General features: G+C 40.4%; 26 protein-coding genes. 13 read left to right on the top strand and 13 right to left on the bottom strand.

Features of this window, described 5'->3' with window-relative positions:
- Positions 1–43: 43 nt before the first annotated feature.
- The gene (locus ACSFVZ_RS17380) at positions 44–1,111 is read right to left on the bottom strand and encodes an AI-2E family transporter (RefSeq protein ID WP_435559299.1); all 1,068 of its coding nucleotides are present in this window, start codon (positions 1,109–1,111) and stop codon (positions 44–46) included.
- A gap of 365 nt (positions 1,112–1,476) precedes the next feature.
- Here ACSFVZ_RS17380 and ACSFVZ_RS17375 point away from each other — a divergent pair, with 365 nt between their 5' ends.
- Genes ACSFVZ_RS17375 through ACSFVZ_RS17355 form a run of 5 tightly spaced genes read left to right on the top strand, consistent with a single transcriptional unit; the run spans position 1,477 to position 5,013 of the window.
- Positions 1,477–2,142, top strand: coding sequence for a hypothetical protein (locus ACSFVZ_RS17375; RefSeq protein WP_199527388.1), 666 nt, complete (start codon positions 1,477–1,479; stop codon positions 2,140–2,142).
- A 1-nt stretch (position 2,143) separates the two neighbouring features.
- Positions 2,144–3,604, top strand: a complete 1,461-nt coding sequence (gene bepA, locus ACSFVZ_RS17370) for a beta-barrel assembly-enhancing protease (RefSeq protein ID WP_135925502.1) — start codon at positions 2,144–2,146, stop codon at positions 3,602–3,604.
- A 55-nt stretch (positions 3,605–3,659) separates the two neighbouring features.
- Entirely contained in the window at positions 3,660–4,007 is a 348-nt protein-coding gene (gene arsC, locus ACSFVZ_RS17365) for an arsenate reductase (glutaredoxin) (RefSeq protein WP_135925505.1), read from the top strand.
- On the top strand, positions 4,007–4,561 hold the full coding sequence (gene wrbA / locus ACSFVZ_RS17360; protein WP_135925508.1) for an NAD(P)H:quinone oxidoreductase: 555 nt from the start codon (positions 4,007–4,009) through the stop codon (positions 4,559–4,561). The genes arsC and wrbA overlap by 1 nt, the downstream gene beginning before the upstream one ends.
- A complete protein-coding gene (locus tag ACSFVZ_RS17355; protein WP_435559298.1) occupies positions 4,558–5,013 on the top strand; it encodes a DUF2069 domain-containing protein in 456 nt (151 codons plus the stop codon). The genes wrbA and ACSFVZ_RS17355 overlap by 4 nt, the downstream gene beginning before the upstream one ends.
- 86 nt (positions 5,014–5,099) lie before the next feature.
- On the opposite strand, the gene ACSFVZ_RS17350 is transcribed toward ACSFVZ_RS17355, so the two are convergent.
- Together ACSFVZ_RS17350 and ACSFVZ_RS17345 are read right to left on the bottom strand one after the other, a co-directional pair.
- On the bottom strand, positions 5,100–6,437 hold the full coding sequence (locus tag ACSFVZ_RS17350) for an ankyrin repeat domain-containing protein (protein ID WP_135925513.1): 1,338 nt from the start codon (positions 6,435–6,437) through the stop codon (positions 5,100–5,102).
- A 248-nt stretch (positions 6,438–6,685) separates the two neighbouring features.
- Complete coding sequence (locus ACSFVZ_RS17345) at positions 6,686–7,279, bottom strand: MlaC/ttg2D family ABC transporter substrate-binding protein (protein ID WP_135926296.1); 594 nt, start codon at positions 7,277–7,279, stop codon at positions 6,686–6,688.
- A gap of 238 nt (positions 7,280–7,517) precedes the next feature.
- Between ACSFVZ_RS17345 and ACSFVZ_RS17340 the strand changes: the two genes are divergently transcribed.
- Positions 7,518–8,054 (top strand): acyloxyacyl hydrolase, encoded by a 537-nt coding sequence (locus ACSFVZ_RS17340; RefSeq protein ID WP_253039320.1) that lies wholly within the window; start codon positions 7,518–7,520, stop codon positions 8,052–8,054.
- Between the two features lie 39 nt (positions 8,055–8,093).
- Positions 8,094–8,240, top strand: a complete 147-nt coding sequence (locus ACSFVZ_RS17335) for a DUF2897 family protein (protein WP_135925518.1) — start codon at positions 8,094–8,096, stop codon at positions 8,238–8,240.
- 30 nt (positions 8,241–8,270) lie between these two features.
- Here the strand turns inward: ACSFVZ_RS17335 and ACSFVZ_RS17330 are convergent, their stop codons facing one another.
- Both ACSFVZ_RS17330 and bamC read right to left on the bottom strand, forming a co-directional pair.
- Complete coding sequence (locus ACSFVZ_RS17330; RefSeq protein ID WP_135925521.1) at positions 8,271–9,638, bottom strand: YjiH family protein; 1,368 nt, start codon at positions 9,636–9,638, stop codon at positions 8,271–8,273.
- Positions 9,639–9,708: 70 nt separating this feature from the next.
- Positions 9,709–10,770, bottom strand: coding sequence for an NlpB/DapX family lipoprotein (gene bamC / locus ACSFVZ_RS17325; protein WP_135925523.1), 1,062 nt, complete (start codon positions 10,768–10,770; stop codon positions 9,709–9,711).
- A gap of 368 nt (positions 10,771–11,138) precedes the next feature.
- Here bamC and ACSFVZ_RS17320 point away from each other — a divergent pair, with 368 nt between their 5' ends.
- Positions 11,139–11,672 carry a glycine cleavage system transcriptional repressor gene (locus ACSFVZ_RS17320; protein WP_135925526.1) on the top strand — a complete coding sequence of 178 codons (534 nt, stop codon included), beginning with the start codon at positions 11,139–11,141 and terminating at the stop codon, positions 11,670–11,672.
- Between the two features lie 10 nt (positions 11,673–11,682).
- Positions 11,683–12,162 carry a thioredoxin-dependent thiol peroxidase gene (bcp, locus tag ACSFVZ_RS17315; protein ID WP_135925528.1) on the top strand — a complete coding sequence of 160 codons (480 nt, stop codon included), beginning with the start codon at positions 11,683–11,685 and terminating at the stop codon, positions 12,160–12,162.
- Between the two features lie 116 nt (positions 12,163–12,278).
- Here bcp and fadR read toward each other — a convergent pair whose 3' ends face one another.
- Positions 12,279–12,992, bottom strand: a complete 714-nt coding sequence (gene fadR, locus ACSFVZ_RS17310) for a fatty acid metabolism transcriptional regulator FadR (RefSeq protein WP_054561887.1) — start codon at positions 12,990–12,992, stop codon at positions 12,279–12,281.
- 267 nt (positions 12,993–13,259) lie between these two features.
- On the opposite strand from fadR, the gene nhaB reads away from it, so the two are divergent.
- A complete protein-coding gene (gene nhaB, locus ACSFVZ_RS17305; RefSeq protein WP_135925530.1) occupies positions 13,260–14,840 on the top strand; it encodes a sodium/proton antiporter NhaB in 1,581 nt (526 codons plus the stop codon).
- A 77-nt stretch (positions 14,841–14,917) separates the two neighbouring features.
- On the opposite strand, the gene tyrA is transcribed toward nhaB, so the two are convergent.
- The 6 genes from tyrA to ffh all read right to left on the bottom strand — a co-directional run bounded on the left by tyrA (position 14,918) and on the right by ffh (position 19,909).
- Positions 14,918–16,051: a bifunctional chorismate mutase/prephenate dehydrogenase gene (tyrA, locus tag ACSFVZ_RS17300; protein WP_138556842.1), complete on the bottom strand. Its 1,134-nt coding sequence runs from the start codon at positions 16,049–16,051 to the stop codon at positions 14,918–14,920.
- 278 nt (positions 16,052–16,329) lie between these two features.
- Positions 16,330–16,689 carry a 50S ribosomal protein L19 gene (gene rplS, locus ACSFVZ_RS17295; RefSeq protein ID WP_130051062.1) on the bottom strand — a complete coding sequence of 120 codons (360 nt, stop codon included), beginning with the start codon at positions 16,687–16,689 and terminating at the stop codon, positions 16,330–16,332.
- A 33-nt stretch (positions 16,690–16,722) separates the two neighbouring features.
- The gene (gene trmD / locus ACSFVZ_RS17290) at positions 16,723–17,490 is read right to left on the bottom strand and encodes a tRNA (guanosine(37)-N1)-methyltransferase TrmD (protein WP_135925535.1); all 768 of its coding nucleotides are present in this window, start codon (positions 17,488–17,490) and stop codon (positions 16,723–16,725) included.
- Positions 17,490–18,023, bottom strand: a complete 534-nt coding sequence (rimM, locus tag ACSFVZ_RS17285) for a ribosome maturation factor RimM (protein ID WP_135925538.1) — start codon at positions 18,021–18,023, stop codon at positions 17,490–17,492. The genes trmD and rimM overlap by 1 nt, the downstream gene beginning before the upstream one ends.
- Positions 18,024–18,040: 17 nt before the next feature.
- Positions 18,041–18,289, bottom strand: a complete 249-nt coding sequence (rpsP, locus tag ACSFVZ_RS17280) for a 30S ribosomal protein S16 (protein ID WP_036967110.1) — start codon at positions 18,287–18,289, stop codon at positions 18,041–18,043.
- A 243-nt stretch (positions 18,290–18,532) separates the two neighbouring features.
- Positions 18,533–19,909 carry a signal recognition particle protein gene (ffh, locus tag ACSFVZ_RS17275; RefSeq protein WP_135925540.1) on the bottom strand — a complete coding sequence of 459 codons (1,377 nt, stop codon included), beginning with the start codon at positions 19,907–19,909 and terminating at the stop codon, positions 18,533–18,535.
- 242 nt (positions 19,910–20,151) lie between these two features.
- Here ffh and ACSFVZ_RS17270 point away from each other — a divergent pair, with 242 nt between their 5' ends.
- From ACSFVZ_RS17270 to ACSFVZ_RS17260, 3 genes are all read left to right on the top strand, one after another.
- Entirely contained in the window at positions 20,152–20,955 is an 804-nt protein-coding gene (locus ACSFVZ_RS17270; RefSeq protein WP_135925543.1) for a cytochrome C assembly family protein, read from the top strand.
- A 61-nt stretch (positions 20,956–21,016) separates the two neighbouring features.
- Complete coding sequence (locus tag ACSFVZ_RS17265) at positions 21,017–22,285, top strand: HlyC/CorC family transporter (RefSeq protein WP_135925545.1); 1,269 nt, start codon at positions 21,017–21,019, stop codon at positions 22,283–22,285.
- Between the two features lie 167 nt (positions 22,286–22,452).
- A complete protein-coding gene (locus ACSFVZ_RS17260) occupies positions 22,453–23,292 on the top strand; it encodes a mechanosensitive ion channel family protein (protein ID WP_435559297.1) in 840 nt (279 codons plus the stop codon).
- A 47-nt stretch (positions 23,293–23,339) separates the two neighbouring features.
- Here the strand turns inward: ACSFVZ_RS17260 and ACSFVZ_RS17255 are convergent, their stop codons facing one another.
- Positions 23,340–23,948 (bottom strand): transglycosylase SLT domain-containing protein, encoded by a 609-nt coding sequence (locus ACSFVZ_RS17255; RefSeq protein WP_135925550.1) that lies wholly within the window; start codon positions 23,946–23,948, stop codon positions 23,340–23,342.
- Positions 23,949–23,995: the final 47 nt, after the last annotated feature.

Here is a 23,995-nt window from a genome sequence, read left to right as displayed (position 1 = left end):
AATTAGTCAGTAAAGTGCGTTTTCTATACTTTTTAAGACTAAGCTAGCGCTCAATCAACTCTTCTTTTTTAGATGACCATGCATTTATAAGTGCTTTTACTAATGAAGCTAGCGGGATTGCGAAGAACACCCCCCAAAATCCCCATAAACCACCAAAAAACAACACTGCAACAATTATAAACACCGGATTTAAGTCAACAGCTTCAGAGAACAGTAAAGGCACTAACACATTGCCATCAAGTGCTTGAATTACACCATAGATGATTAGAATGGTCCAAAACTGCGTTTCTAAACCAAATTGGAACAACGCCACCGCAGCCACAGGAATAGTCACCAGTGCCGCCCCCACAAAGGGTATCAATACAGATAGACCAACCAAAACACCTAACAAGGCCGCGTAACGTAGATCTAAAACGGCAAAGGCGATAAAAGAAGCTGTACCAACAATTAAAATTTCAAATACCTTGCCGCGAATATAATTCATTATTTGCTGATTCATTTCTTGCCAAACTTGAATGATTAAGCGGCGCTGCTTAGGTAATAAACGTTCAGCACTTTGTATAAGTTCTAACTTATCTTTAAGCATAAAGAACACAAGTAACGGTACTAAAATCAAATAAATCAACCAAGCTGCCACATCTTTTATAGACGTTAATGACACTGATAGCACTAACTGACCAAACTCAATAGCTTTGGTTTCAACACTGGTAACAATTGATTTAACCTGATCTTCAGTGATCAAACTTGGGTAATCCTCAGGAAGATGTAAAAGCAGCGCTTTACCTTTTTCAATCATATAAGGGGTTTCTTGCACGAGGTTACTGGTTTGCTGCCAAAGCACAGGGCCCATGCCGACGATAATGGTGATCATTAAGCCACTAAACACTAACATGACAATAATTGTGGCAGTGAAGCGTTTTAAACCTAGCCTTTCTAAATGCGCTACAGGCCAATCAAGTAAATAAGCAATTACCAGTGCGACTAAAACAGGTACCAGTAAGGAGCCAAAAAAATAGAAAAATGCAAAGGTTGCAATTAACAGCAACAATAAGGTTACTGAGTGGGGATCAGAAAATTTATTTTCGTACCAAGCTTTTACATATTCAAACACAAACGGGCTCCACGGTTAACACACCTAATTCTAGGTCAATTTCAAAATGGTAATGATGTTTTTCTAAAAAGCGCTGCATATCATCACTAGAATGTGCAGCATTAAATGTAAAAGTGACGGGTTGATTAACAGATTGTGCCTTATTTAACCCTAATTTAAACTGAATAAATTGTTGTGGACACTTATAGTCCCTTAAATCAACCATTAACATAGCGAATCAACTGCGTTATTAATATGAATAATAAGTATAAGATGTCAGCATCTTGGAAAAATAATCCTTTATAGTGAGAAGAACTCATTTTTTTCTTAAAACACGCAAAACAATAGTTTATCCTTAATCAATAACTGGTAGTAAAGGAAACACGATGCCTGGCTCGCATAATAAAGCGCAATTGCCTGCGAATCCAACTCTTAAAGAGATTAATTGGTATAAAAAACAAATAAACTGGGGGGAGTTGCCGCCATTTTACCATTTGGTAGCATCGTCAGTGAGTGAATCTGAAGGTATTTTAGATCATGGCTTTGACAATGCGGTAAAAAGATTAATAGATCCCAGAAATTGGAACCTTGAGCTACTAGGAGGCTACGAAACCGAGATGGGTGAAATTGTCTGTGAGCAAAAGCCACGCATCGCATTGCACCAGAGCTTTACCGATCGAGGTTTCGAATTATGGGCCTACCCCTTTGCTAAAGATGTCACTGTTGACCAATACATCAAAGACAATCGATTTATGGAGTTTAGAGTCTGGGATCCGCATTCAATGAGGAACCTTATACGCTTTAATCAACTACACAAATTTATAGCTTTTTATTTTGAACGTGGCGATAAAGCTGATAAAGCCTTAATCTTACACGCACACAAAGTCGTACATAAAATCATAACTTTTTTACAACGGGAGTTGAACGTTGTTAAGCTAGACGGAGTCACAATAAAAGATTTCTATCAATTGTGTGAAAAAGATAGCCGAGCATGCAGCGACGAAATAGACATAGCAAAAGTCATGTTAGGTGAGCAAATCAACAAGGAATAAGATGCGACTAAAATCAGCCTTTATAACATTATGCAGTGCTTTACTAACATTTTCGATACTGCATAGTGAGCCGTTGAAGGCGCAAACTAATTTTAAGCTGCCCGATTTAGGGACCTCGGCTTTACAAGCCTTGCCTATTGAAAAAGAGCAAGCAATAGGCGAAGTAATGATGATGCAAATTCGTGGCTCATCACCCGTCGTCAATGATCCTGTGCTTGATGAATACCTAACGACATTAGGTCGTCGATTAGTTGCTAACGCAAACGATGTGCGTTTTCCCTTTTCATTTTTTTGGATAAACAACCCAGAAATAAATGCTTTTGCATTTTACGGGGGTCATGTGGGTGTTCACACAGGCCTCATCGCTCAAGCAGACAACGAAAGTCAGTTTGCCTCAGTGCTCGGCCATGAAATTGCCCACGTAACACAGCGCCATTTAGCGCGTCGTATTCAGCAGCAGCAAGATAACAGCGCACTTACTATTGCAGGTATGATTGCGGGGATATTAGCAACCGTTGTTGCTCCAGATGCTGGGATAGCGATTATTTCAGCAAACCAGACTCAAGCCGCATTTAGTCAACTTACTCATAGCCGTGCAGCTGAACAAGAAGCTGACCGCATCGGCATGCAAACTCTCAACAACGCAGGCTTTGATCCGCGCCAATCAAGCGAGTTTTTAACCAAGCTCGCTGCGCAAATTCGCTATAAATATAAGCCACCTGCATTTTTGCTTACCCACCCACTACCCGAAAGCCGGGTATCAGATGTGCGGTTACGTGCAGAGCAATACCCAAAGAGACATTACTCAGACAGTCTCGACTTCAACTTAGCCAAAAGCAGAGTTATAGCAAGGTATCACCAAAAACCTAAAGCGGCAGAAGATCTTTTCCGTAAGCTGATGCGTGATAATAGCGTACATAACGACACCGCCTTAAAATATGGATTGGGTATTAGTTTATTGGATCAAAAAAAGCTAGATGAAGCAGCCAGCATTCTTAATCCTCTGCTTGAGCAAGATCCAAAGAATTTATTTTACATCGATACCCACACCGACTTATTAATTGCCCAAGGTAAAGCCGATGAAGCGGTAGAGTTTTTAGCTAAGTTAGATATCGACAGACCTAACAATCAGGTTATCGCCCTTAACTACGCTAATGCCGCCATTGAAGCAAAACAATTTGATGTTGCTGAGCGTATTTTAAAGTCTTACTTACTCGCAAAGCCTGATCACAACCTTGCTAAAGAGCTCATTGCTGATGTGTACAAAAAACAAGAAAACATGGCCTCCTACCATGAAGCCCATGCAGATGTACTAGCCCAATATGGCGCTTATTTAAAAGCGGCCGATGAAATTCAAAAAGCGCTGAATTTTGTTGAACCCGAAGAGTTAGTAAAACAGCAGCGCTTAAAAGCCCTACTCACGCAATACCGACAGTTACAAAAAGAGCTTGCGAGACTTTAAGTCTTGCACTGCTTGCCCTAAAATAAGCCAAATTATTAAAATCAGAGACCACGCTATGTCTGTAACTATTTACCACAACCCTCGTTGTTCTAAATCACGTGAAACCCTTGCCCTATTAGAAAGCAATAATGTGCAGCCAAGTGTTGTTGAATACCTAAAAACACCACTTAATGAACAACAAATTGCAACGCTTGTGACACAGCTAGGCTTTACCTCAGCGCGTGAGTTAATGCGCACAAAGGAAGATATCTACAAAGAGCTTGAACTGAAAAACGAGCAAGACGAGAACAAGTTAATTGCTGCGATGGCGGCCAATCCAAAACTAATCGAGCGCCCTATTGTTGAGAACAATGGCAAAGCTGCTCTAGGTCGTCCACCAGAAAACGTATTAAGCGTACTTTAATGGCTATAAACATTGTTGTGCTATACCACTCAAGCCATGGCTCTTTGGAAGCTATGGCACATGAGATAGCCGAGTCAATTGAGCAGCAAGGTGCTACTGCCCTACTACGCACATTTGTGCAGCGTCAGCCGCACGATATTGTGATCAGCAAAGATGATCTAATTAATTGCGATGGTTTGGCATTTGGCACCCCGACACGATTTGGCATGATGGCCTCACAAGCAAAGAGCTTCTGGGAAACCACCAGCGACTTATGGTTAAAAGGTCAATTAATCGACAAACCAGCTTGTGTGTTTTCGTCATCCAGTAGTATGCATGGTGGTAATGAAGCCACTTTATTAAATCTATCGCTGCCATTATTACACCACGGCATGATGTTGCTCGGTGTGCCTTATGAGGTGCCTGAATTACTCGCAACTGAAACTGGTGGAACGCCTTACGGGGCCAGTCATGTTGCTGGTAGCAACAACAGCAATGTATTAAGTAAAGACGAAATTAAAATATGCCAAAGTGTTGGAAAACGTTTGGCGCAAATTGCGAGTAAATTACAATGAGCGTGGAAACTGAATTAAAACAGCCCGTAGCCAAAAAGCCTATCACTAAACGGTTTCAACGTTTTGCGTTAATAGGTTATGTTGGCTTATTAGTTTTGATGCCGATTTGGTTGTTTTTAATTGCCCCAAGAGAAGGACATAGCAATGCCTTTATCTTTGTAGTTTATATACTTCCCCTGCTGCTACCACTTAAAGGCATTATTCAAGATAAACCTTATACCTATGCATGGGCCAACTTTATCGTAATGTTCTATTTTATCCATGGTTTTACATTACTGTGGGTGGCACAAGAGCAGCTGATTTGGGTATTACTTGAGTTAACCTTTGCCAGTCTGATGTTTATTGGCTGTACCTATTATGCACGCCACCGTGGACAAGAGCTTGGTCTTAAGATACGTAAATTAAAAGAAGAGCTGGCTGAAGAAAAAGCCGCTCACGAGCACGATAAATAATACCGATTCTTTTATCTAAAGATGAAACAAAAAACGGCAACCAAGGTTGCCGTTTTTTTATGTCATATTTGCTAATCGTTAACTAATCACACTAACTCAGCTAAGGTAGCTAAAGCGACGATACTTGCCAGACCAACTTGCCCGATTAAGCTAAGTAACGAGAACATTCTTAATAAGAAAAGTCCCCATGGATGGCGTATATGCGGGTAAAGTGCGCATCGCTTCAAACTTGTAGCAAAGAAAAAGCACAGAATAGAAACCAGCGTAAAGCTAAGTGTTAACTCACTTTTAATGGCAATACTGTCATCAAAGAAGAAAAACAATTGCACAGGAAATAGCAAGGTAACTATGGCGTGCAAGAGGTGCACTTTTTTAACGCGGTCAAACTGCCCTTCAGGCGAAAGCTCTTTAATCCCGAAGTCATGTTCAAGAACCTTGACTAAATTATCAGCTTTAATACTCACAGCTAACCGATAACAACTTAAGCCATCTTTATTACGTACTCTGAAGTCAAAACCATTTTTCAGTAACAAAACGAGTAAAGGCGCATTTTCAGCGAACACTGCGTAATGAAGAGCTGTGTTGCCTTTATTGTCTTGAATGGTTTTATCTTGGTGCTCAAGCAGGGTTTCAACAACATTGACATACCCTTTCTCTGTTGCCCACATAAAAGCTGTTTTACCATTCTCATCAGCTAGGGTGCCAGTAGCCCCTTGTTCAATAAAGCGCTTAGCCATGGTTTGTTTGGCGCTTTCATGGCTTAAGTGAGCAAGCAATGCTTGTTCTAAAAGAGACACCGAATCAACATCCGGAGAGATCAACTTAAGTAACGTGAAATAATCCTCACCGTGCGCAACTTTTTCAGCGGCTAACGCAGTTAGCTGCTCTAAATCAGCCACAGAGTCAGGGATAAATCCGCTAAAACGTTCTCTAAAGTCTACTTCGGTCCAAAGAGTCAGCACATCTTCTGCAGACATCTTAGCCCCTTGCTCCAAGACATGCTCAATCACCGTAAAGTATCGGCGATTAAATAACTGTTGAATCAATGTAATGGGCGTTTTTACCGCTGATTGGGCAAATGCACTTGCGTATTTTTCTAAACGCTGGCACAACATCAGCACTAAGCTCTCAGGAGTATATTCATTTTCTAAAAAGTGCTGTTTCATCGCATTGATATAGTTCAATGCAGCTTCGTCAAACTCAGAAATATGTTGAAAATAGCACTCTTCGAATGGATCTAGTGGAGTTAACCAAGAAAGATAATAAATAGGCGGAAGGACTGTCGCACAGACACCATCATCTTCATTGGTTGAACGACATGCAGGCCAAGCTTCTAAAGCGTCTAAAATATAAGCCCCGTTTTGCTCAGCTAATCCTTTGATCAGTAACGGGTACTCCTTTGGCCAAATTAGTACATTTTCCATTAAAACAACACAACTCCGCTCACGCATTATTAGGTGACTTATTAAGCTCTACGTTATAGCAAAAACTAACTGACACTGAGCTTAATAATGAAACAAAACAACGAGTATCTAATTCGATACTTCAAGATGAAAAAACTAGCTTGATTCTACCACAGAGGGCAATTGGTGCTAGCGCAAAGTAGGTGATTTTTAAAGAAAATAGAAAAGCAGTGGTACATTGGTAATACTCACTGCTTGGTTGGAGACTGCTACTTACTTGCTAACTCTTGAGTCACTTTATCAATGCCCACTTGGCTGATACGTTGAAGTACTTCTTTTTGCTTAGCACTTAATAAAGAAATACCTTCAGCAACAATATCATATACCTTCCATTGCTTATCTTTACCTTGGCGAAGTTTAAAGTGTAAATCAATAGTCGGCGCATTATCATCAATGATCTGAGTTTTTACCGTTGCATATCCGTCATCTATCAACTGTGATGGATCGAACACTACTTTTTGCCCAGTGTATTTCATCAATGCACCCGCATAAGTTACTGTTAAGTAATGCTCTACAGCTGCGATAAAATCGATTGCTTGCTCACGTCGCAACCCTTTTATGTGTTTACCCAACAACTTATATGATACGAACTTGGTATCCATATGGGGCAGCAAACGTTTTTCAACAATACTAGCCATTGCCTCAGTGCTAGCGTCACCTTTGGAGTTTACATTAGCAATATCAACAAATAAGTCTGCTGTGACTGACTCTAACAATTGCTTTGGCGAACGGTCTTCGCTAGCAAACACGCTTGTAGTAAGTAACGTTGCAATTAGCAAAAGTGAGTTAACTAATTTGGTCATCATCGTATTCGCTTGTGATTGAAAATTTCCGCCAATATACCGATATTGAAACCACAAAAAAAGAAACAATACGTCAACATTTTAATGCCAAATTGGCATCAATCAGTTTTTACCAAGTTTTTCAATGTATTGCTTAAAAAAGCGAGAATATGCACAAGTTCTGTGTGTTTACGCACATTGAAAAAGCAATGTCACCACCCCTATCTACTTGCTCAAAGTCATAGTAAGAATTACCGATATGAAATTAAAACAGCCACTAAAAGCACTTGCACTAAGCACAGCATTACTATTAGCACCATCGATTGATGCCGCCCAAAATCATGGCTATGCCATTGATTACATTCAAGGTGAAGGTGATGTGAAAGGGTTAAAACTTGCCTATCAATACCATTTACCAAACGAAAAACTGCCTTTTGAACATGCTCGGGTATATTTCGAATCAAGCTTTAATGTTTGGCAGTATGGCAAAGACAACAGACATCAAACGAATATCGTGTTAGCTGTTTCTCCAGTGATCCAATACCCGGCGTTTAATGTGAAAAACATACCTGTTCATGTGGAGTTTGGTATTGGGGTTTCACTGTTGGATGACACCCATTTTGCAGGCAAAAATGTTAGTACTCACTACCAGTTTGAGGACAGATTAGGATTAGTGGCAGACCTAGGAAACAACACAAGCTTAGCACTCAGGTATTTACACTATTCCAACGCCGGATTTAAAAGCCCTAACCCTGGACTTGATTTTATTTCACTGTCTTATGCCAAACGATTTTAAGTGCTACTATTGTGCTGCATATATTTACAGGATTTCAAGATGGAAACATGGCAAATTATAGGCATTTTTGTTGCAGTATTTGGTGTAGTAATTGGGAACCTTATGTTGCTAAAACATGCTGCGAAAATGGACTTCAAGGTACCTAAAGATGAGACTGGTAAAGATAAAAAAAGCCCTGATGAATAATCAGGGCTTTTTTAAAAAGGCTTAGCTTATTTATACTAGCCAATGCGCCATTAAGACAATAACCGGTAATGTCACTAAGGTTCTCAAAATAAAGATGAAGAATAGCTCAATAATATTTACCGGAATTTTACTTCCTAAAAGCAAAGCACCGACTTCAGACATATAAATCAATTGGGTTACACTCATTGCTGCAATAATAAAACGTGTAACGTCACTTTCGATACTACCTGCAGCAAGAATTGATGGAATAAACATATCTGCAAAACCAACCATAATAGTTTGTGCTGCAGCTTCGGCTTCAGGTACTTGAAGAAGCTCTAAAAATGGTACAAATGGTTTACCCATATACTCAAATATCGGCGTGTATTCAGCAATGATCAGAGCAAATGTGCCCACCGCCATAACCACAGGTAATACTGCGAATACCATATCAAATGCGTTGTGCAGACCTTCTTTAACTGTACCAACAAAGCCCGGTGCAGTGCGCGCTTTAGCAAATGCGACATCTAACGAATGCGAAATTAAGGTTTTACCTTCAGGTACCAACTCAGCATCTTTATCGGGCTCGCTACCATCAAAATATAAATCTTTCTTAAAACGTAATGGTGGTAAACGAGGCACAATTAGTGCTGCCACTAAACCGGCTAAACACACAGTTAAATAAAACGGTGCAAATAAGTGCTCAAGCTTTACTTGACCAATAACAACTAAACAAAAGGTAATTGATACAGCTGAGAAAGTGGTACCAATAATGGCAGCTTCGCGTTGTGTATAGTGTTTATCTTCATACTGACGAGCGGTCATCAAAATACCCACACTACCGTCACCTAACCAAGATGCCACACAGTTGACTGCACTTCGACCTGGCACACCAAAAAGTGGGCGCATCACTTTAGTTAATAAGGTACCCACTAGCTCAAGTAGACCGAAGTTTAATAATAACGGTAATAATAATCCCGCTAAAACAAACACAGAAAACAACACGGGCAATAAGTCGTTTAACACCAATGCACCGGTATTACCGGAAATAATCATTTCTGGCCCTTGTTTTGTATAGGTCAGAATAATAAATACCATCCCCAGTAATCGAACACTCAGCCAAAGCCAACTAACATCAAATAAATGTTTAATTATAAAGTACTTAAGTAATGGCTGTGGTTTAAACAGCTTTATCACTAAAGATAAAATACCGGTGATACAAACAATACTGGTAATCAAACCCAGTGCAAAAGGTGCAATCCATTGTTGCACTGCTTTTGCCATAACAGCAATTGGGATGGTCATTGCTTCACCTATGGGTACCGGCGTCATGAATAAGAAGACACCTATAAGTGAAGGAACGAAAAAGGTGAACAAGGTTCGCATGTCGATGCGATTTGTTGCGTTTAAGTTAGACATATTTTCAACCTGTAGAAACCACAAAAAGAGCGGCTAGGCTCTTTTTGTGGTGGTTTAATTTTTTTAATTATTAAATATTAATTCCACGCTGACGCAGCGCGTTTTCTAATGCTTGTTGTAGGTCATTCATTGTACCAGGCTCTAGCGTAGCACCTTGCGAGTCCATCCAAGTTAAACTTGTACCACCATCATTAGTGCGGCTAACGAGAATTTGGTACTGGCCATCTTCAATTGGTAACTCAGCAACTTCTTCGCCCCAAATTGAATCCCAAACACTTGACTCTGGCTTTTTATAATCAGCAGTGATCAAACCACGCTCTTGGTCAATCTCAACAATTGTGAAAGATAAACGCTCTAAGAAACCAGAAAAACGATCGAATACCATGCTGTATTCTTGCTCAGTTACAAGCGCAGCGTTGCCTTTGTTATCAAAGCCCATTTCAAGAGAAATAATGCCTTGTTGCTTACGCATTTCCACTTCTAACTGACGGTAGCGGTAATCAAACTCAGCAATAATCTGGTTAAGAGCACGCACTTCTAGTTGTTGCTGTAAAAGTGGCGTCAATTGTTGTGAACCGCTTTTATAATCAACAAGTTTTGAGGTTAAAGAAGCTGTACGTTGATGCGACTTCTCTTCAATTGTAAATAAAAAGCGTTGTTGAGATACTTCTTTTTCACTTTCCCAAAACCAACCATCTTCAGGTTTAATAATTGTATACCAGCCTGTTTCGATGCTATTTGTTGCTTTGTCAGCTTTTTCTACAGAAGTATTTTTCTCTGCTAATACCGCTTTTATAGAGTCCCAAATGAATGTATCTAGATCTTCAATACCATCATTTTTATCAAAATAAACCCGAGCTAATTTATCACCTTCTTCCACCCAAGTTCCTTGCGCGATGGTAATAACCTGTGCTGGCGGACGATAATTTTTTGCTTCAGGGTTGTTGTCGTATTGTGCAACATCCATTTTGTAAGTCGGATCTTGAGTCGGTTGCGCAAGGCCTGCTGGCGCTTTGACCGGTTCATTTGCACGATAATTACGCTTATGGTGTGCTTCATCAGTGAACACACTGCATCCTGTTAAACTTACCATTACGCTTACAGCAAGCGCCTTTGAGATCCAATACTGCACAGATATTTCTCCTTAGCAAACCCTTAATTTTTTAACAAATATATGAGTGGGTAATGCCGATTTGGTTCACTGTAAAATCATTTATAACTTTACATTTATTGTTTTTATGCAAATAACCCGAGCAATTTGGGTTAACGCGTCATGTATATGTTTACTTATCGCCTTGCAAAATTTTAACTATGGTACTTTCTGATGCCCCTAAAAACAAGAAAGAGCACACTTTATTAACGGCTTAATTAATCGCAGCTACCGTTAACGATGTTAATTATGGTAAACTTCGCCGCCGTGCAGTATTAAACTCACGTGAAATCAAGGCTTATTGGCTTATACCCATTGGTATTATTTAATTACTAGGTACTTAAAATTCCATGACTGCTTTTTCAAATCATCAGATAGTGCTCACAGCGATTGGCGAAGACAGGCCCGGTATCGTTAGCGAATTAACTCAGCTAGTGAGTGATTGTCATTGCAATATTATTGACAGTCGCATTGCTATCTTGGGTAATGAATTTACTTTTATTATGTTATTAGCAGGCGATATGTCTGCAATTAGCCGAATCGAGCATACCTTGCCTACAAAAGGAATGGAACTTGGTTTATTAACCATGATGAAACGCACAGCAAGTCATATTGCATGTGAATTTTGTGCCGGTTACACCCTTGAATATACGGGTATCGACACTCCGGGTACATTAAGCAAAGTTACTCGTTTTTTTGCTGACAACAACATCAGCATTTGTTCACTTAAGTCAGACACTTATGAAGAAGACAATGAACTAAAAATGCGCTGTGAACTGGAGTTTAATATTCCTGTCGACGTTGATATTGATAATTTTAAAGTGAGCTTTGAAGATCTTTCTCGTAGTTTGAACGTAGATTATATCTTTAGACGCATTCGTTAAGGAGCACAGTATGAAGAAAATTAATCCTCTACAAGCAGGTGACACAGCCCCTGCTTTTAGTCTACAAAATCAAAACGATGAAACAATCGTGTTAGCCGATTTATTAAAAGAGCAGCAAGTACTGGTTTATTTTTATCCGAAAGCATCAACACCAGGTTGTACTGTACAAGCAGAGAACTTACGTGACGAAAAAGCTGAGCTTGCTAAATTTAACACCCGTATCGTTGGTATCAGTCCAGACCCAATCAAGCGTTTAAAAAACTTTGAAACCAAAAAAGAGCTGAACTTTGATTTATTAGCTGATGAAGATCATGCCATTGCAGATGCTTTTGGTATTTGGGGCTATAAGAAGTTTATGGGTAAAGAATACGAAGGAATTCATCGTATTAGCTTCCTTGTAGGTCAAGACGGTAAAATCAAACACGTGTTTGATAAGTTCAAAACCAAAGACCATCATCAGGTTGTTTTAGATTATCTCGCGCAAAACTAATTTTTAAACAAAAAGCGTTACTTTTGGTAACGCTTTTTGCTAAAAATACTATCTTCACGTACAAAAAACCCAGCAATCGAGCTGGGTTTGTAATTTTAAAGCAGCAAAACAGAGTATTAATCCATGATGTCTTCAGGCATATCGCCACGAATTTGCTGCCAAATCTCACCTGTTTGATGACCATATTTACGCATCATCGAAATTGCACCATCATGTTCACGTCGCTCAGCAAGTTCTGTTAGGTCTTTATAGAACTGACGTGCTAATTCGCGTGTACGTGAGTCAGAGAAGTAGTGACAGCCAATTTTAGAGTAAAAACCTTTAAAGCCATTTAGTATCAACACGTAAATACGGTTATTACCAGCCACAGCAAGCTCATGGTGAACTTTGTAATCATAATCAGCAAATGCCTGAGCGCTGTCTTCTAGCTCTTCGCTCTGCGAAAGAATTTCAATTACACGCTCAGGTGCTAATTTAATAGCTGCACGCGTGTAAATAGCACTGATGTTGGTTCGTGCCGAAAGAAGTTGATCGGTAAGCTCTGGCATTTTATCTTCATCAAGACGTGCGAGTGTCTCTAAGATATTAAGACCAGAAGTCTCCCAGAAATTATTAACACGTGTTGGTTTACCGTGTTGGATCGTTAGCCAGCCATCACGCGCTAAACGCTGAAGTACTTCACGTAAGGTTGTACGTGTTACACCAATCAGCTCTGACAATTCACGTTCTGCCGGAAGAATCGATCCCGGCGGAAAGTCACCATTCCAAATAGATTCAACAATGTATTCTTCAGCAAAACCTGCTGGGCTTTTCGCTTTAAAAATTCTCATTCATTTTCCACTTGAGTTAGCAACTTTTATTATCGCAATGTGCGAACAACCCACTGATTGTACCAGATGATCCGCAACTAACAAGTAAACTAAGTCCGGTGTGCATAAAAATCTATTATTTATAGCTAAATAAAAGCCCTTTCGGCCCAATAAGACACCAAAAGAATAATACTTTAAGTATAGTAAATATACCTAGTTAACAATTCAAATAAGCTCTAAGCTTAGTTAACTTGAAATAACAACAAGCACAAATAATAAGGTACAGCGATGCAGCAGCGGATTTTACCAGCGATCTTTAAAAATTTTTTGGGGACCTCGCCTCAATGGTATAAATACACCATTGTCGCCTTTTTACTAATAAACCCTATATTATTTCAACTTAACCCCTACCTTGCGGGTTGGGTTTTAGTGTTAGAGTTTATTTTTACTCTTGCTATGGCTTTAAAATGTTACCCTCTTCAGCCTGGTGGCTTACTTGCCATTGAAGCCATGTTCATTGGGATGACGTCGGCTGGGCAAGTTGAGCATGAAATAGTACAAAATATTGATGTTATTTTGCTGCTTATCTTTATGGTGGCAGGTATTTACTTTATGAAAGACTTGCTTCTGTATATCTTCACAAAGCTTGTTGTTTCAGTGCGAAGTAAAACTGTATTGTCGCTGTCGTTCACGATTGCTGCGGCTTTTTTGTCTGCTTTCTTAGATGCGCTAACTGTTATGGCTGTTGTCATTGCTGTAGCGATGGGTTTTTACAGCATTTATCATAAAGTTGCTTCGGGAAAGGACTCGAGTAGTGAACATGATATTAATGATGATAATCAAGTACGCCCGGTAAATCGTCAAGAGCTTGAAGAATTCCGTGCTTTTCTCCGTAACTTATTAATGCATGCTTCTATAGGCACCGCTTTAGGAGGAGTGTGTACGATGGTAGGCGAACCACAAAACTTAATTATTGCTGAGCGAGCTGGCTGGCTATTCGGCGAGTTTTTCTTTCGCATGTTACCAATCACCCTGCCGGTTATGATTGCGGGTATATCCACAACTATTTTATTGGAAAAAACCAAAGCGTTTGGTTACGGTGCGAAACTGCCCGCCCCGATTCACACTATTTTATCTGATCATGCGAAGAAGCTTGAGAAAAAACGCACAACACGCGATAAGGTAAACCTAGCTATTCAAGCTGTTATTGCAGTTTGGCTTATCATTGGCCTTGCTTTACACCTTGCCACTGTTGGTCTAATTGGCTTGTCTGTGATTATTTTTGCCACAGCCAGTGCAGGAATTATAGAAGAGCATCAACTTGGCAAAGCCTTTGAAGAAGCATTGCCATTTACTGCTTTGTTGTGCGTATTCTTTTCTATTGTTGCCGTCATCATTGACCAACATTTATTTACCCCCGTAATTGCTTGGGTTCTGACCTTTGAAGGCCAATTGCAACTTGTTATGTTTTTTATTGCCAACGGTATTCTGTCGATGGTCAGTGATAATGTGTTTGTGGGTACTGTTTATATAAATGAAGTTGCAGCTGCACTCGAAGCTGGTCAAATTACTCGTGACCAGTTTGATTTATTAGCTGTAGCAATTAATACCGGCACCAACCTTCCAAGTGTTGCCACACCAAATGGACAAGCTGCGTTCTTATTCTTACTTACTTCAACGTTAGCCCCTGTGTTGAGGCTATCTTATGGGCGCATGGTTTATATGGCGCTACCTTATACCATAGTGTTGACAGTTGTCGGTTTAAGCATGACCTTATTCAGCCTTTCTGATATGACTGATTTACTGTATCAATGGGGTTTAATTAATCACCACACAGGTGCGTTACCAGGCTCCTTAGGTGGCCATTAGGGCAATTATTGCCAACAACACATTTGAAACTAAAAAGCCCGCTTGATGCGGGCTTTTGGTTTAATTAAACAAAATTATTAATCTAACACTTTCGCATCGTTTGCTTTATTAAGTAAGCTTCGGCTTTGTGTTAAGAAATGTGCAGTTGCATCAGAGAAATATTCTTTTGCGTTAGCAAAGGCATTTATTAATGACTCTTTATCACCAGCTTTTAGCTTCTCAAGAGTGTCTGCAAAGGTGTCTTGATAACTCGCAAGTAACGGCTCTACATCATCAAATTGCGCCAGCATGATGTCAGAGTACAACTCTGGTGACTGGGCAAATAAACGCCCTACCATCATTAACTCTAACTGATAAATAGGTGAAGAGCAGCTACGTAGCTCTGCTAACGTATGGCTTTGTTTAGCTAAGAATTGTCCGTACACAAACGTTGTTAAGTGGCGCATTACTTGGATGATTTGCATCGCTTCATCATGCTTTTTGGCATCCATTTCAACTACTTGACAACCCCAGATCTGTAATTGTGCCATTAGCCCTTTTGCTACTTCATGATTTCGCCCTTCACACACGACGACCGTTTGTTTTACCCAGTGCGAAATATCTGGACCAAACATTGGGTGTAAACCTACCACAGGGCCGCTGTGAGCTGCCATGAGGGCTTTTAAAGGCTTTTGTTTAACTGAGGTAATATCAACTAATAAACAGTCATCATCAAGTGTTGGTAATGCAGCAACGACTTGCTCAAGTGCATTAATTGGCACACTTACAAGTACAAGTTTTGCACCGGCTAATATCGCTTCGCTGTCGGCTTGTTGCTCTTTATCTAAAATTCGTACATCGTATCCTGAGCGAATGAATTGTTGTGCAAACAATTGACCCATCGCACCTTGCCCACCGACAATCACAATAGGAGATAACTGAGGAGCTGAACAAGCCAAACTCCCTTGTTGATTTTGATATGCTTCACGCATCATACGACGCAGAATATCTTCAACTAACTCAGGGTTAACTCCTTGTGCAATCGCTTCTTGTCTTCGCGCTTCAAGTAAATCAGCTTCGCGATCCGGCGCATGCAAAGGGGCGCCAATTTGCTGCTTAATTGCACCAATTTTAGCCGTTATACTGTTTCTTTTTGCCAACAAGGAAACTAACTGCGCATCGCATTCGTCAATTCCTGTCCTTAATTCATCAAGCTCATTCACTGTTACCACGTTAATACACCTCAAACCCAAAAAACGTACAAAAATATATACAAAAAAGTAAAGCTTTCAATACGAATTATAGTAACAGGATAAACAGCAAAGCACAAAGCCCTAACACTTCTACACGGCTTGAATCACAAGGGAACATTTAAATTAGAAAGAGATATTAAGAAGTGCTGACAACTAAGTTTGAAAGTCGTAACTAGATATTTTTTGCTATAAAAACCAAAACGGGTTGCAACCTAAGGCTGCAACCCGTTTTATTTTGCGTTGTAAAACAGCGCGTATTAGTTAAGTTTTTCTCTAATACGTGCAGATTTACCAGAACGCTCACGTAGATAGTAAAGTTTCGCACGGCGAACAGCACCGCGACGTTTAACTGAGATACTATCGATAAGAGGGCTGTGCGTTTGGAATACACGCTCAACACCTTCACCGCTCGAAATTTTACGAACTGTGAATGCTGAGTGAAGACCACGATTACGCTTAGCGATTACAACACCTTCAAAGGCCTGTAGACGCTCTTTGTTACCTTCTTTTACACGTACCTGTACAACAACTGTATCACCAGCGCCGAATGCTGGTACGTCTGATTTAAGCTGCTCTTCTTCAAGCGCTTTAATAATATTTTGGTTTACTTTTGCCATTATATTTCTCACTTTCCTAGGTGTAACTGTCTTCTAGCCACAAGCTTGTTGGTACTCTTGCTGGAACTCAGCAAGAAGTGCCGCTTGCTCCTCAGTCAGAGCTAGGTTATGCAACAAGTCAGGACGACGTAGCCAAGTTCTGCCAAGTGATTGTTTTAAACGCCACTTTGCAATTTCTTGGTGGTTACCACTGAGTAATACAGCGGGAACCTGCTTATCATCCAATGTCTCTGGCCGTGTATAATGAGGACAATCAAGCAAGCCATCCGAAAATGAATCTTGCTCAGCTGACTGGTTATGCCCTAACACCCCTGGTACTAATCGTGCTACTGCATCAATTAGCGTCATAGCGGGTAGTTCACCACCACTTAATATAAAATCGCCTATTGACCATTCTTCGTCAACGTACGACTCTATAATTCGCTCGTCTATACCTTCATAGCGACCGGCAATTAGAATCAACTTATCTGAGTTGGCAAGCTCGCTTGCCCCTTGTTGATCTAATTTGCGCCCTTGCGGGGACATATAAATTACTTTTGCACCATCACCTGCCGCTTTTTTTGCGTCAAGAATGGCTTGTTTCAATGGTTCAACCATCATTAACATGCCTGGACCACCGCCATAAGGGCGATCATCCACGGTCCTATGCTTATCAGTTGCATAGTCACGTGGGTTCCAGCAATTAAAGTCGATTAGACCATTTTTAACTGCACGACCTGTAACCCCTTGGGTAGTTATCGCATCAAACATGTCCGGGAAAAGGCTAATCACCCCTACCCATAGTGAACTTGTTTGTGACATTAAAACCCTGGATCCCAGTCTACGGTAATTTCTCTTGCATCATGTTTAACTTCTTTGATAACAGAGTCTGTTAAAAAAGGAATCAAACGTTCTGCTTGGCCAAATGCATCTTTTTTGTTTGCTTTCACAACCAAAACATCATTTGACCCTGTCTCCATTAGGTCATCAACAGTGCCTAAGTCGTAGCCTTTATCGGTTACAACTGACATGCCGATGAGATCTCGCCAATAGAATTCACCTTGCGGTAATTCTGGAAGCTGCGCTGCATCCACGGAAATTTCTACATTGGTCAAAGCCATTGCTTCGTCTCTGTCGTTTACTTGCGCAACTTTAGCGATAAAGCCTTTGTTGTGGCGACGCCAGTCGACCACTTCTAAGGTCTGCCATTTACCTTGTTGCCCTATCAACCATGGGCTGAAATCGAAGATCCCTTCGGGATCATCAGTAAATGAATGCACCTTAAGCCAGCCCTTTATACCATACGGGGCACCGAGCTTTCCTACTGTAATATACGAGGTGTTCTCTTGACTCATGGTTACTCTTACGCCTATTAAGCCGCTTTACGAGCGTCTTTAACTAATTTAGCTACGCGATCTGAAAGAGATGCACCTTGACCTACCCAGTGTTCAACACGAGATAAATCTAAACGTACTTTTTCTTCCTGACCAGAAGCGATTGGGTTAAAGAAACCTACTTTCTCGATGAAGCGACCGTCACGCGAGAAACGGCTATCCGCAACCACAATTTGATAGAAAGGGCGTTTTTTAGCGCCACCACGTTGCAAACGAATAGTTACCATACCGTCCTCTACATTAGATTGACTGTTTTCATTAATAAGATTTACTCCCCAGTACGGGAAGCTGGGGAATTGTACGAGTTTTTTGCAACATTGCAAGTAAGAACTGCTGCAAAATGTAAGTTTAGTTGATTAAACACTGATCTGGGCTTTAAATCTTACACTCAGCTAACAACTACGCATAATTTATCTACAAAAAAAGGAGCTATATGCCCCTTTTTTGTACACGCTCAATGATAAGCTCAATTAAAATTTTGGACCGCCACCCATCATACCCGGTGGTAACATACCTTTCATACCGCGCATCATTTTCTTCATGCCGCCCTTGCCTTTCATCTTCTTCATCATTTTTTGCATTTGCGTAAATTGCTTAAGCAGTTTATTGATCTCTTGTACTTGGGTACCAGAACCAGCAGCAATACGTTTTTTACGAGAGCCTTTAATGATTTCAGGACGTGCACGCTCTTTTGGTGTCATTGAGTTAATGATCGCTTCCATTTGCACGAAAGTTTTATCGCCCATTTGACCTTTTACAGCATCTGGAAGGTTTTGCATACCCGGCAGCTTATCAAGCATCGACATCATGCCGCCCATGTTCTTCATCTGACGAAGTTGCTCTGCAAAATCATCTAATGTGAAACCGTCACCTTTAAATACTTTCTCGGCAACTTTAGCAGCTTTCTCTTTATCTACTTTCATCTCGACTTCTTCGATTAATGAAAGTACATCACCCATACCTAGGATACGAGAAGCAATTCGGTCAGGGTGGAATGGTTCAAGTGCATCTGTACGCTCACCCACACCCATAAACTTAATTGGTTTACCGGTAATATGACGAATCGATAAGGCAGCACCACCACGAGCATCACCATCGGTCTTGGTTAAGATCACACCACTTAAAGGCAGTGCTTCATCAAATGCTTTTGCAGTATTTGCCGCATCTTGACCTGTCATCGCATCAACAACGAATAAGGTTTCAATTGGATTAATTGCACTATGAAGTGCTTTGATCTCGTCCATCATGTCGTTATCGACGTGTAAACGACCCGCGGTATCAACTAATACCACATCAATGAATTTCTTCTTCGCGTGCGAAATAGCGCTGTTGGCAATATCTACAGGCTTTTGTGAAATGTCACTTGGGAAGAACTCAACACCCACTTCATCAGCCAGTGTTTCAAGCTGTTTGATTGCTGCCGGACGATAAACGTCGGCACTCACAACTAATACAGATTTCTTTTTACGCTCTTTTAAGAATTTAGCTAGTTTACCAACACTGGTTGTTTTACCCGCACCTTGCAAGCCTGCCATCATCACTACTGCTGGCGGCTGTGCATTAAGGCTAAGCTCTTCGTTGGCTTCGCCCATGGCTTTTTCAAGTTCTTCACGAACAATCTTAATAAAGACTTGGCCTGGGCTTAAGCTTTTCGTTACTTCAACACCAACGGCACGTTCTTTAACTTGCTTAACGAACTCACGAACAACAGGTAAGGCAACGTCCGCTTCCAAAAATGCCATACGGACTTCGCGTAATGTATCTTTAATATTGTCTTCAGTTAGGCGTCCGCGGCCACTGATATTTTTTAAGGTTTTACCTAAGCGTTCTTGGAGATTCTCAAACATGTAAAGTTTCCGATAAAACGAGTTTCACCTAAATTGCTTGTAAAACGTACAGTTTATTCGGCAATAAAGGCAATATTAAAATTTAATTCCTAGCAGTATACCGTAAATGATGGCCGACAATACAGTATTCAAGTGCGCTGTTTGAGTTTCTTTTTACAAACTCTATGCTTTTGCCTTGCTATAAAATACAATGGCATCAATGAGACAAGGATTTATCGAATAAATTAAGTGGCCATAATACGATGATTATTAGTTTAACAATTATTGCTAGTTTGTTTTATGTGTTAGCGACATCGCATGTGCTTTCACGCCTTTTTCACAAACAAGGTCCAAGCCAGAAACTCACCGTGATTTTGAGCACCGTTGCTATTCTTGCTCATATGCTACTGTTGGTGAACTCTGTTTTTCGCGCTGATGGCCAAGACCTAAGCATTGTAAACGTTGCCTTATTGACCTGCTGGGTCATTGTGGTGTCGGTAACGGCCGTGTCACTTAAATTTCCTGCGACCCTTTTATTACCTGTAGTCTACGGTTTTGCAGCCATACTAACGCTCGCCAGCTTATTTATTCCACATCACGTTATTTTACAATCAATAAATGTTGAGCTCGGCTTGGTAACACATATTTCGTTATCTCTATTAGCTTACTGTGTACTAATCATCGCCACTTTATATGCTGTGCAGTTTTATTTTATCGACAAGCGTTTAAAACGCAAAGACTTGGCGATTGTACATAGCCATCTTCCCCCATTAATGGTGGTTGAGCGTCAGCTGTACCAGTTACTGACGTTAGGCACTATCTTACTTACCTTTGCACTGCTTTCTGGGTTTATCTTCTTAGAGGGGATGTTTGCAAGTGAGTTTATCCATAAAACAGTGTTATCGTTAGTAGCCTGGTTGATTTTTACTGTGGTCACTGTTGGACATTTGCGTAAAGGCTGGCGTGGTAAGCCTGTTGTGTTTTCGATCATGATAGCCGCATTTGTCTTGTCACTTGCTTATTTTGGCAGCCGTTTCATTCAAGAAGTGATTCTAAATAAGTTTTAACTTGACTCAGCAAGCTGTCTCTAGCTTAATATGCACTGATTTATAAAAAAAGGATCCATCGTTGGACGACATATCGACTAGTACCCTGTTTATTGTATTGGGATTATTGATACTTATTTCTGCTTATTTTTCTGGTTCTGAAACTGGGATTATGTCAATTAACCGCATTCGCCTGCGTCATCTTGCTAAAGAAGATCACCGTGCAGCGAAGCGCGTCAGCAAACTGTTAAGTCGCCCTGACAGACTTATTGGTCTGATCTTGATTGGTAACAACTTAGTTAATATTGCCGCAGCACAGGTTGCAACAATCATTGGTATTCGCCTGTATGGTGATCTTGGTATCGCAATAGCTACCGGCGCGCTAACGCTGGTTGTTTTAATCTTTGCCGAAGTAACACCAAAGACACTTGCCGCGCTTTATCCAGAGAAAGTCGCTTTTCCAAGCTCAATCGTGCTCAAAGGGCTGTTAAAAATACTTTTCCCATTTGTGGTTATCGTTAACTGGATGACCAACGGCATGTTGCGTTTGTTTGGTATTACCACAGCACAAATTGAAGAACATAGCCTAAGTAAAGAAGAATTAAAAACCGTGGTGAACGAATCAGGTGCTCTTTTACCTGCCCGCCACCAAAGCATGCTAACTTCAATTTTAGATTTAGAACAAGTTACGGTTGAAGATATCATGATCCCACGCAACGAAATCGTTGCGATTGATATTAATGACGATTGGAAACTTATCAGCCGCCAGCTTACTCATGCACAGCACACACGCGTACTGTTATATCGTGACCAAATTGATGATGCTGTTGGCTTTATTCACTCACGTGATGCACTGCGCCTATTAACTAAAGAACAATTTGATAAACCGTCATTGTTACGTGCAGTTCGTGAAATTTACTTCATTCCTGAAGGCACATCACTAAACACGCAACTACTTAAGTTCCAGCAATCGAAAGAACGTATTGGTTTAGTGGTTGATGAATATGGCGATATTCAAGGCTTAGTAACACTTGAAGATATCTTAGAAGAAGTAGTGGGTGATTTCACAACAACGCAAACGCGTACACCAAGTGAGGAAGTCACCGAGCAAGATGATGGCTCAGTACTTGTAGATGGCGGTGCTAATATTCGCGATTTAAATAAAGAAATGGGTTGGGAGCTACCAATTGATGGGCCGAAGACCCTGAGTGGTTTAATAGTTGAATATTTAGAAGATATCCCAGACTCAAACCTCAGTTTGCGTATTGCTGGCTATCCAATCGAAGTTCTCGAAGTTAAAGAAAACATGGTTAAACTTGTTAAAGTACTGCCAAGTAAGCGTACTACTTAATCATCATTAATTTTCAACAAAAAGGAGTGGTCATCCACTCCTTTTTTGTATCTAAATTCTTATTTCCTTTCTGAAGTTTCATATTTACAACGTACGCTCCCGCAAACCGCTAGTGTTTCGGCTACTATTAGTAGCTATTTAACTGCCGCATTTAATAAGGAGCAATCATGGACGAAATATCGATCGAAAACATTTATAATCAAGCAATTGAGCTACTGCTACTCTATGGACCTAAATTCATTCTCGCTATTGTTGTTTTAATAGTTGGGTGGTGGCTTATCGGTCGTATCTCAAATATGGCTGAAAAATCAATGACCAAGGTTAAGTTTGAAGTGGGACTTACACACTTTTTGGTGTCATTTATTTCGGTCATTTTAAAAGTACTTCTGCTAATTTCAGTTGCGTCAATGATAGGAATTGAAACTACTTCATTTATTGCAATGCTTGGTGCAGCCGGTTTGGCCGTTGGAATGGCCTTACAAGGCAGTCTTGCTAACTTTGCAGGTGGTGTGCTTATCCTGTTCTTTAAGCCTTTTAAAGTGGGTGATGTTATTGAAGCCCAAGGCTATATGGGCACAGTAGTTGAAATTCAAATTTTTGTTACCGTTTTACTTACCTATGATAATGAAAAAATTATTATTCCTAATGGCACTCTTTCAAATGGTTGCGTTAAGAATAAGTTCTCAGAGCCATTACACCGGGTTGCGATTGAATTTGGTATCAGCTACGGCGATGACGTACATAAAGCCCGTGATGTGTTAATGAAGGTATTAAATGACTATGATCTAGTTTTGAAAAATATCGAACAGAAAAAGCCGGTTGTACATGTCAGTCAACATGGTGAGAGCCATATTGGTATGCTCGTTTGGGCTTGGGTTGAAACAGACAATTATTGGCCAGTCTATTTTGGTTTATACGAACGTGTGAAAATAGCATTTGATGCTGAAGATATTACCATTCCGTTCCCACAACGCGATGTGCATATACACCAGTTCCCTGGTAAATAACCATTAAAAAGCCCGCATATTGATGCGGGCTTTTTAATATGAAAACCTTAACTAAATAAGCGTTCAAACCAGTTTTTATCTAGATCAGCTTCGCACTTTTTAAGTTGTGCGCCATACCGGCTAGCTCGGTGTTTTACTTTATTGGCAACACTCATCAACCACTTTTTACTTTTATAAGTACCGCGTTTATAGCCGCCCCACCCTTCATGGTAATTCAAGTACTGCGCGTAGGCGTCCCATTTTGATATTCCGTTTACTTTATGAGTTTTATAAACAAACCAAGCCATAAAGTCTATCGCATCATCAAAATCGTCTCTGTCTGCCCCACTATTACCAGTTTCGCGAATGTAATCTGACCAAGTTGGCGTTTTTGCTTGCGAGTATCCATACGCTGAACTGGCTCGGCCAATAGGAATGACCCATAAGAAATATTCCATAGGTGGCGCTGCATCATGGCGAAATGAGCTTTCTTGATACATCATACTCATGAGTACGTGTTTAGGTGAGCCCCACTTTTCTTGCGCATCACGCGCATCGTAGTACCAGTCAGGCTTTTCCTCAAAAATCTTACAAATATCATGAGGTTGCTCTGGAGGAGCCGTTGCGCAACCCGCCATTAAAGCGGCCAGCGATAAAATAATTAAACTTTTTTTCATTTTTTTATGTATCTCGCTGAACTTTTTCTCATCAGGTCAGTCTGAAC

Source organism: Pseudoalteromonas nanhaiensis (assembly GCF_051235485.1).
Taxonomy (GTDB): Bacteria; Pseudomonadota; Gammaproteobacteria; order Enterobacterales; family Alteromonadaceae; genus Pseudoalteromonas; species Pseudoalteromonas lipolytica_C.
Note: the sequence above shows the minus strand (reverse complement) of the source record. Positions and strands in the feature narration are given on the sequence as shown.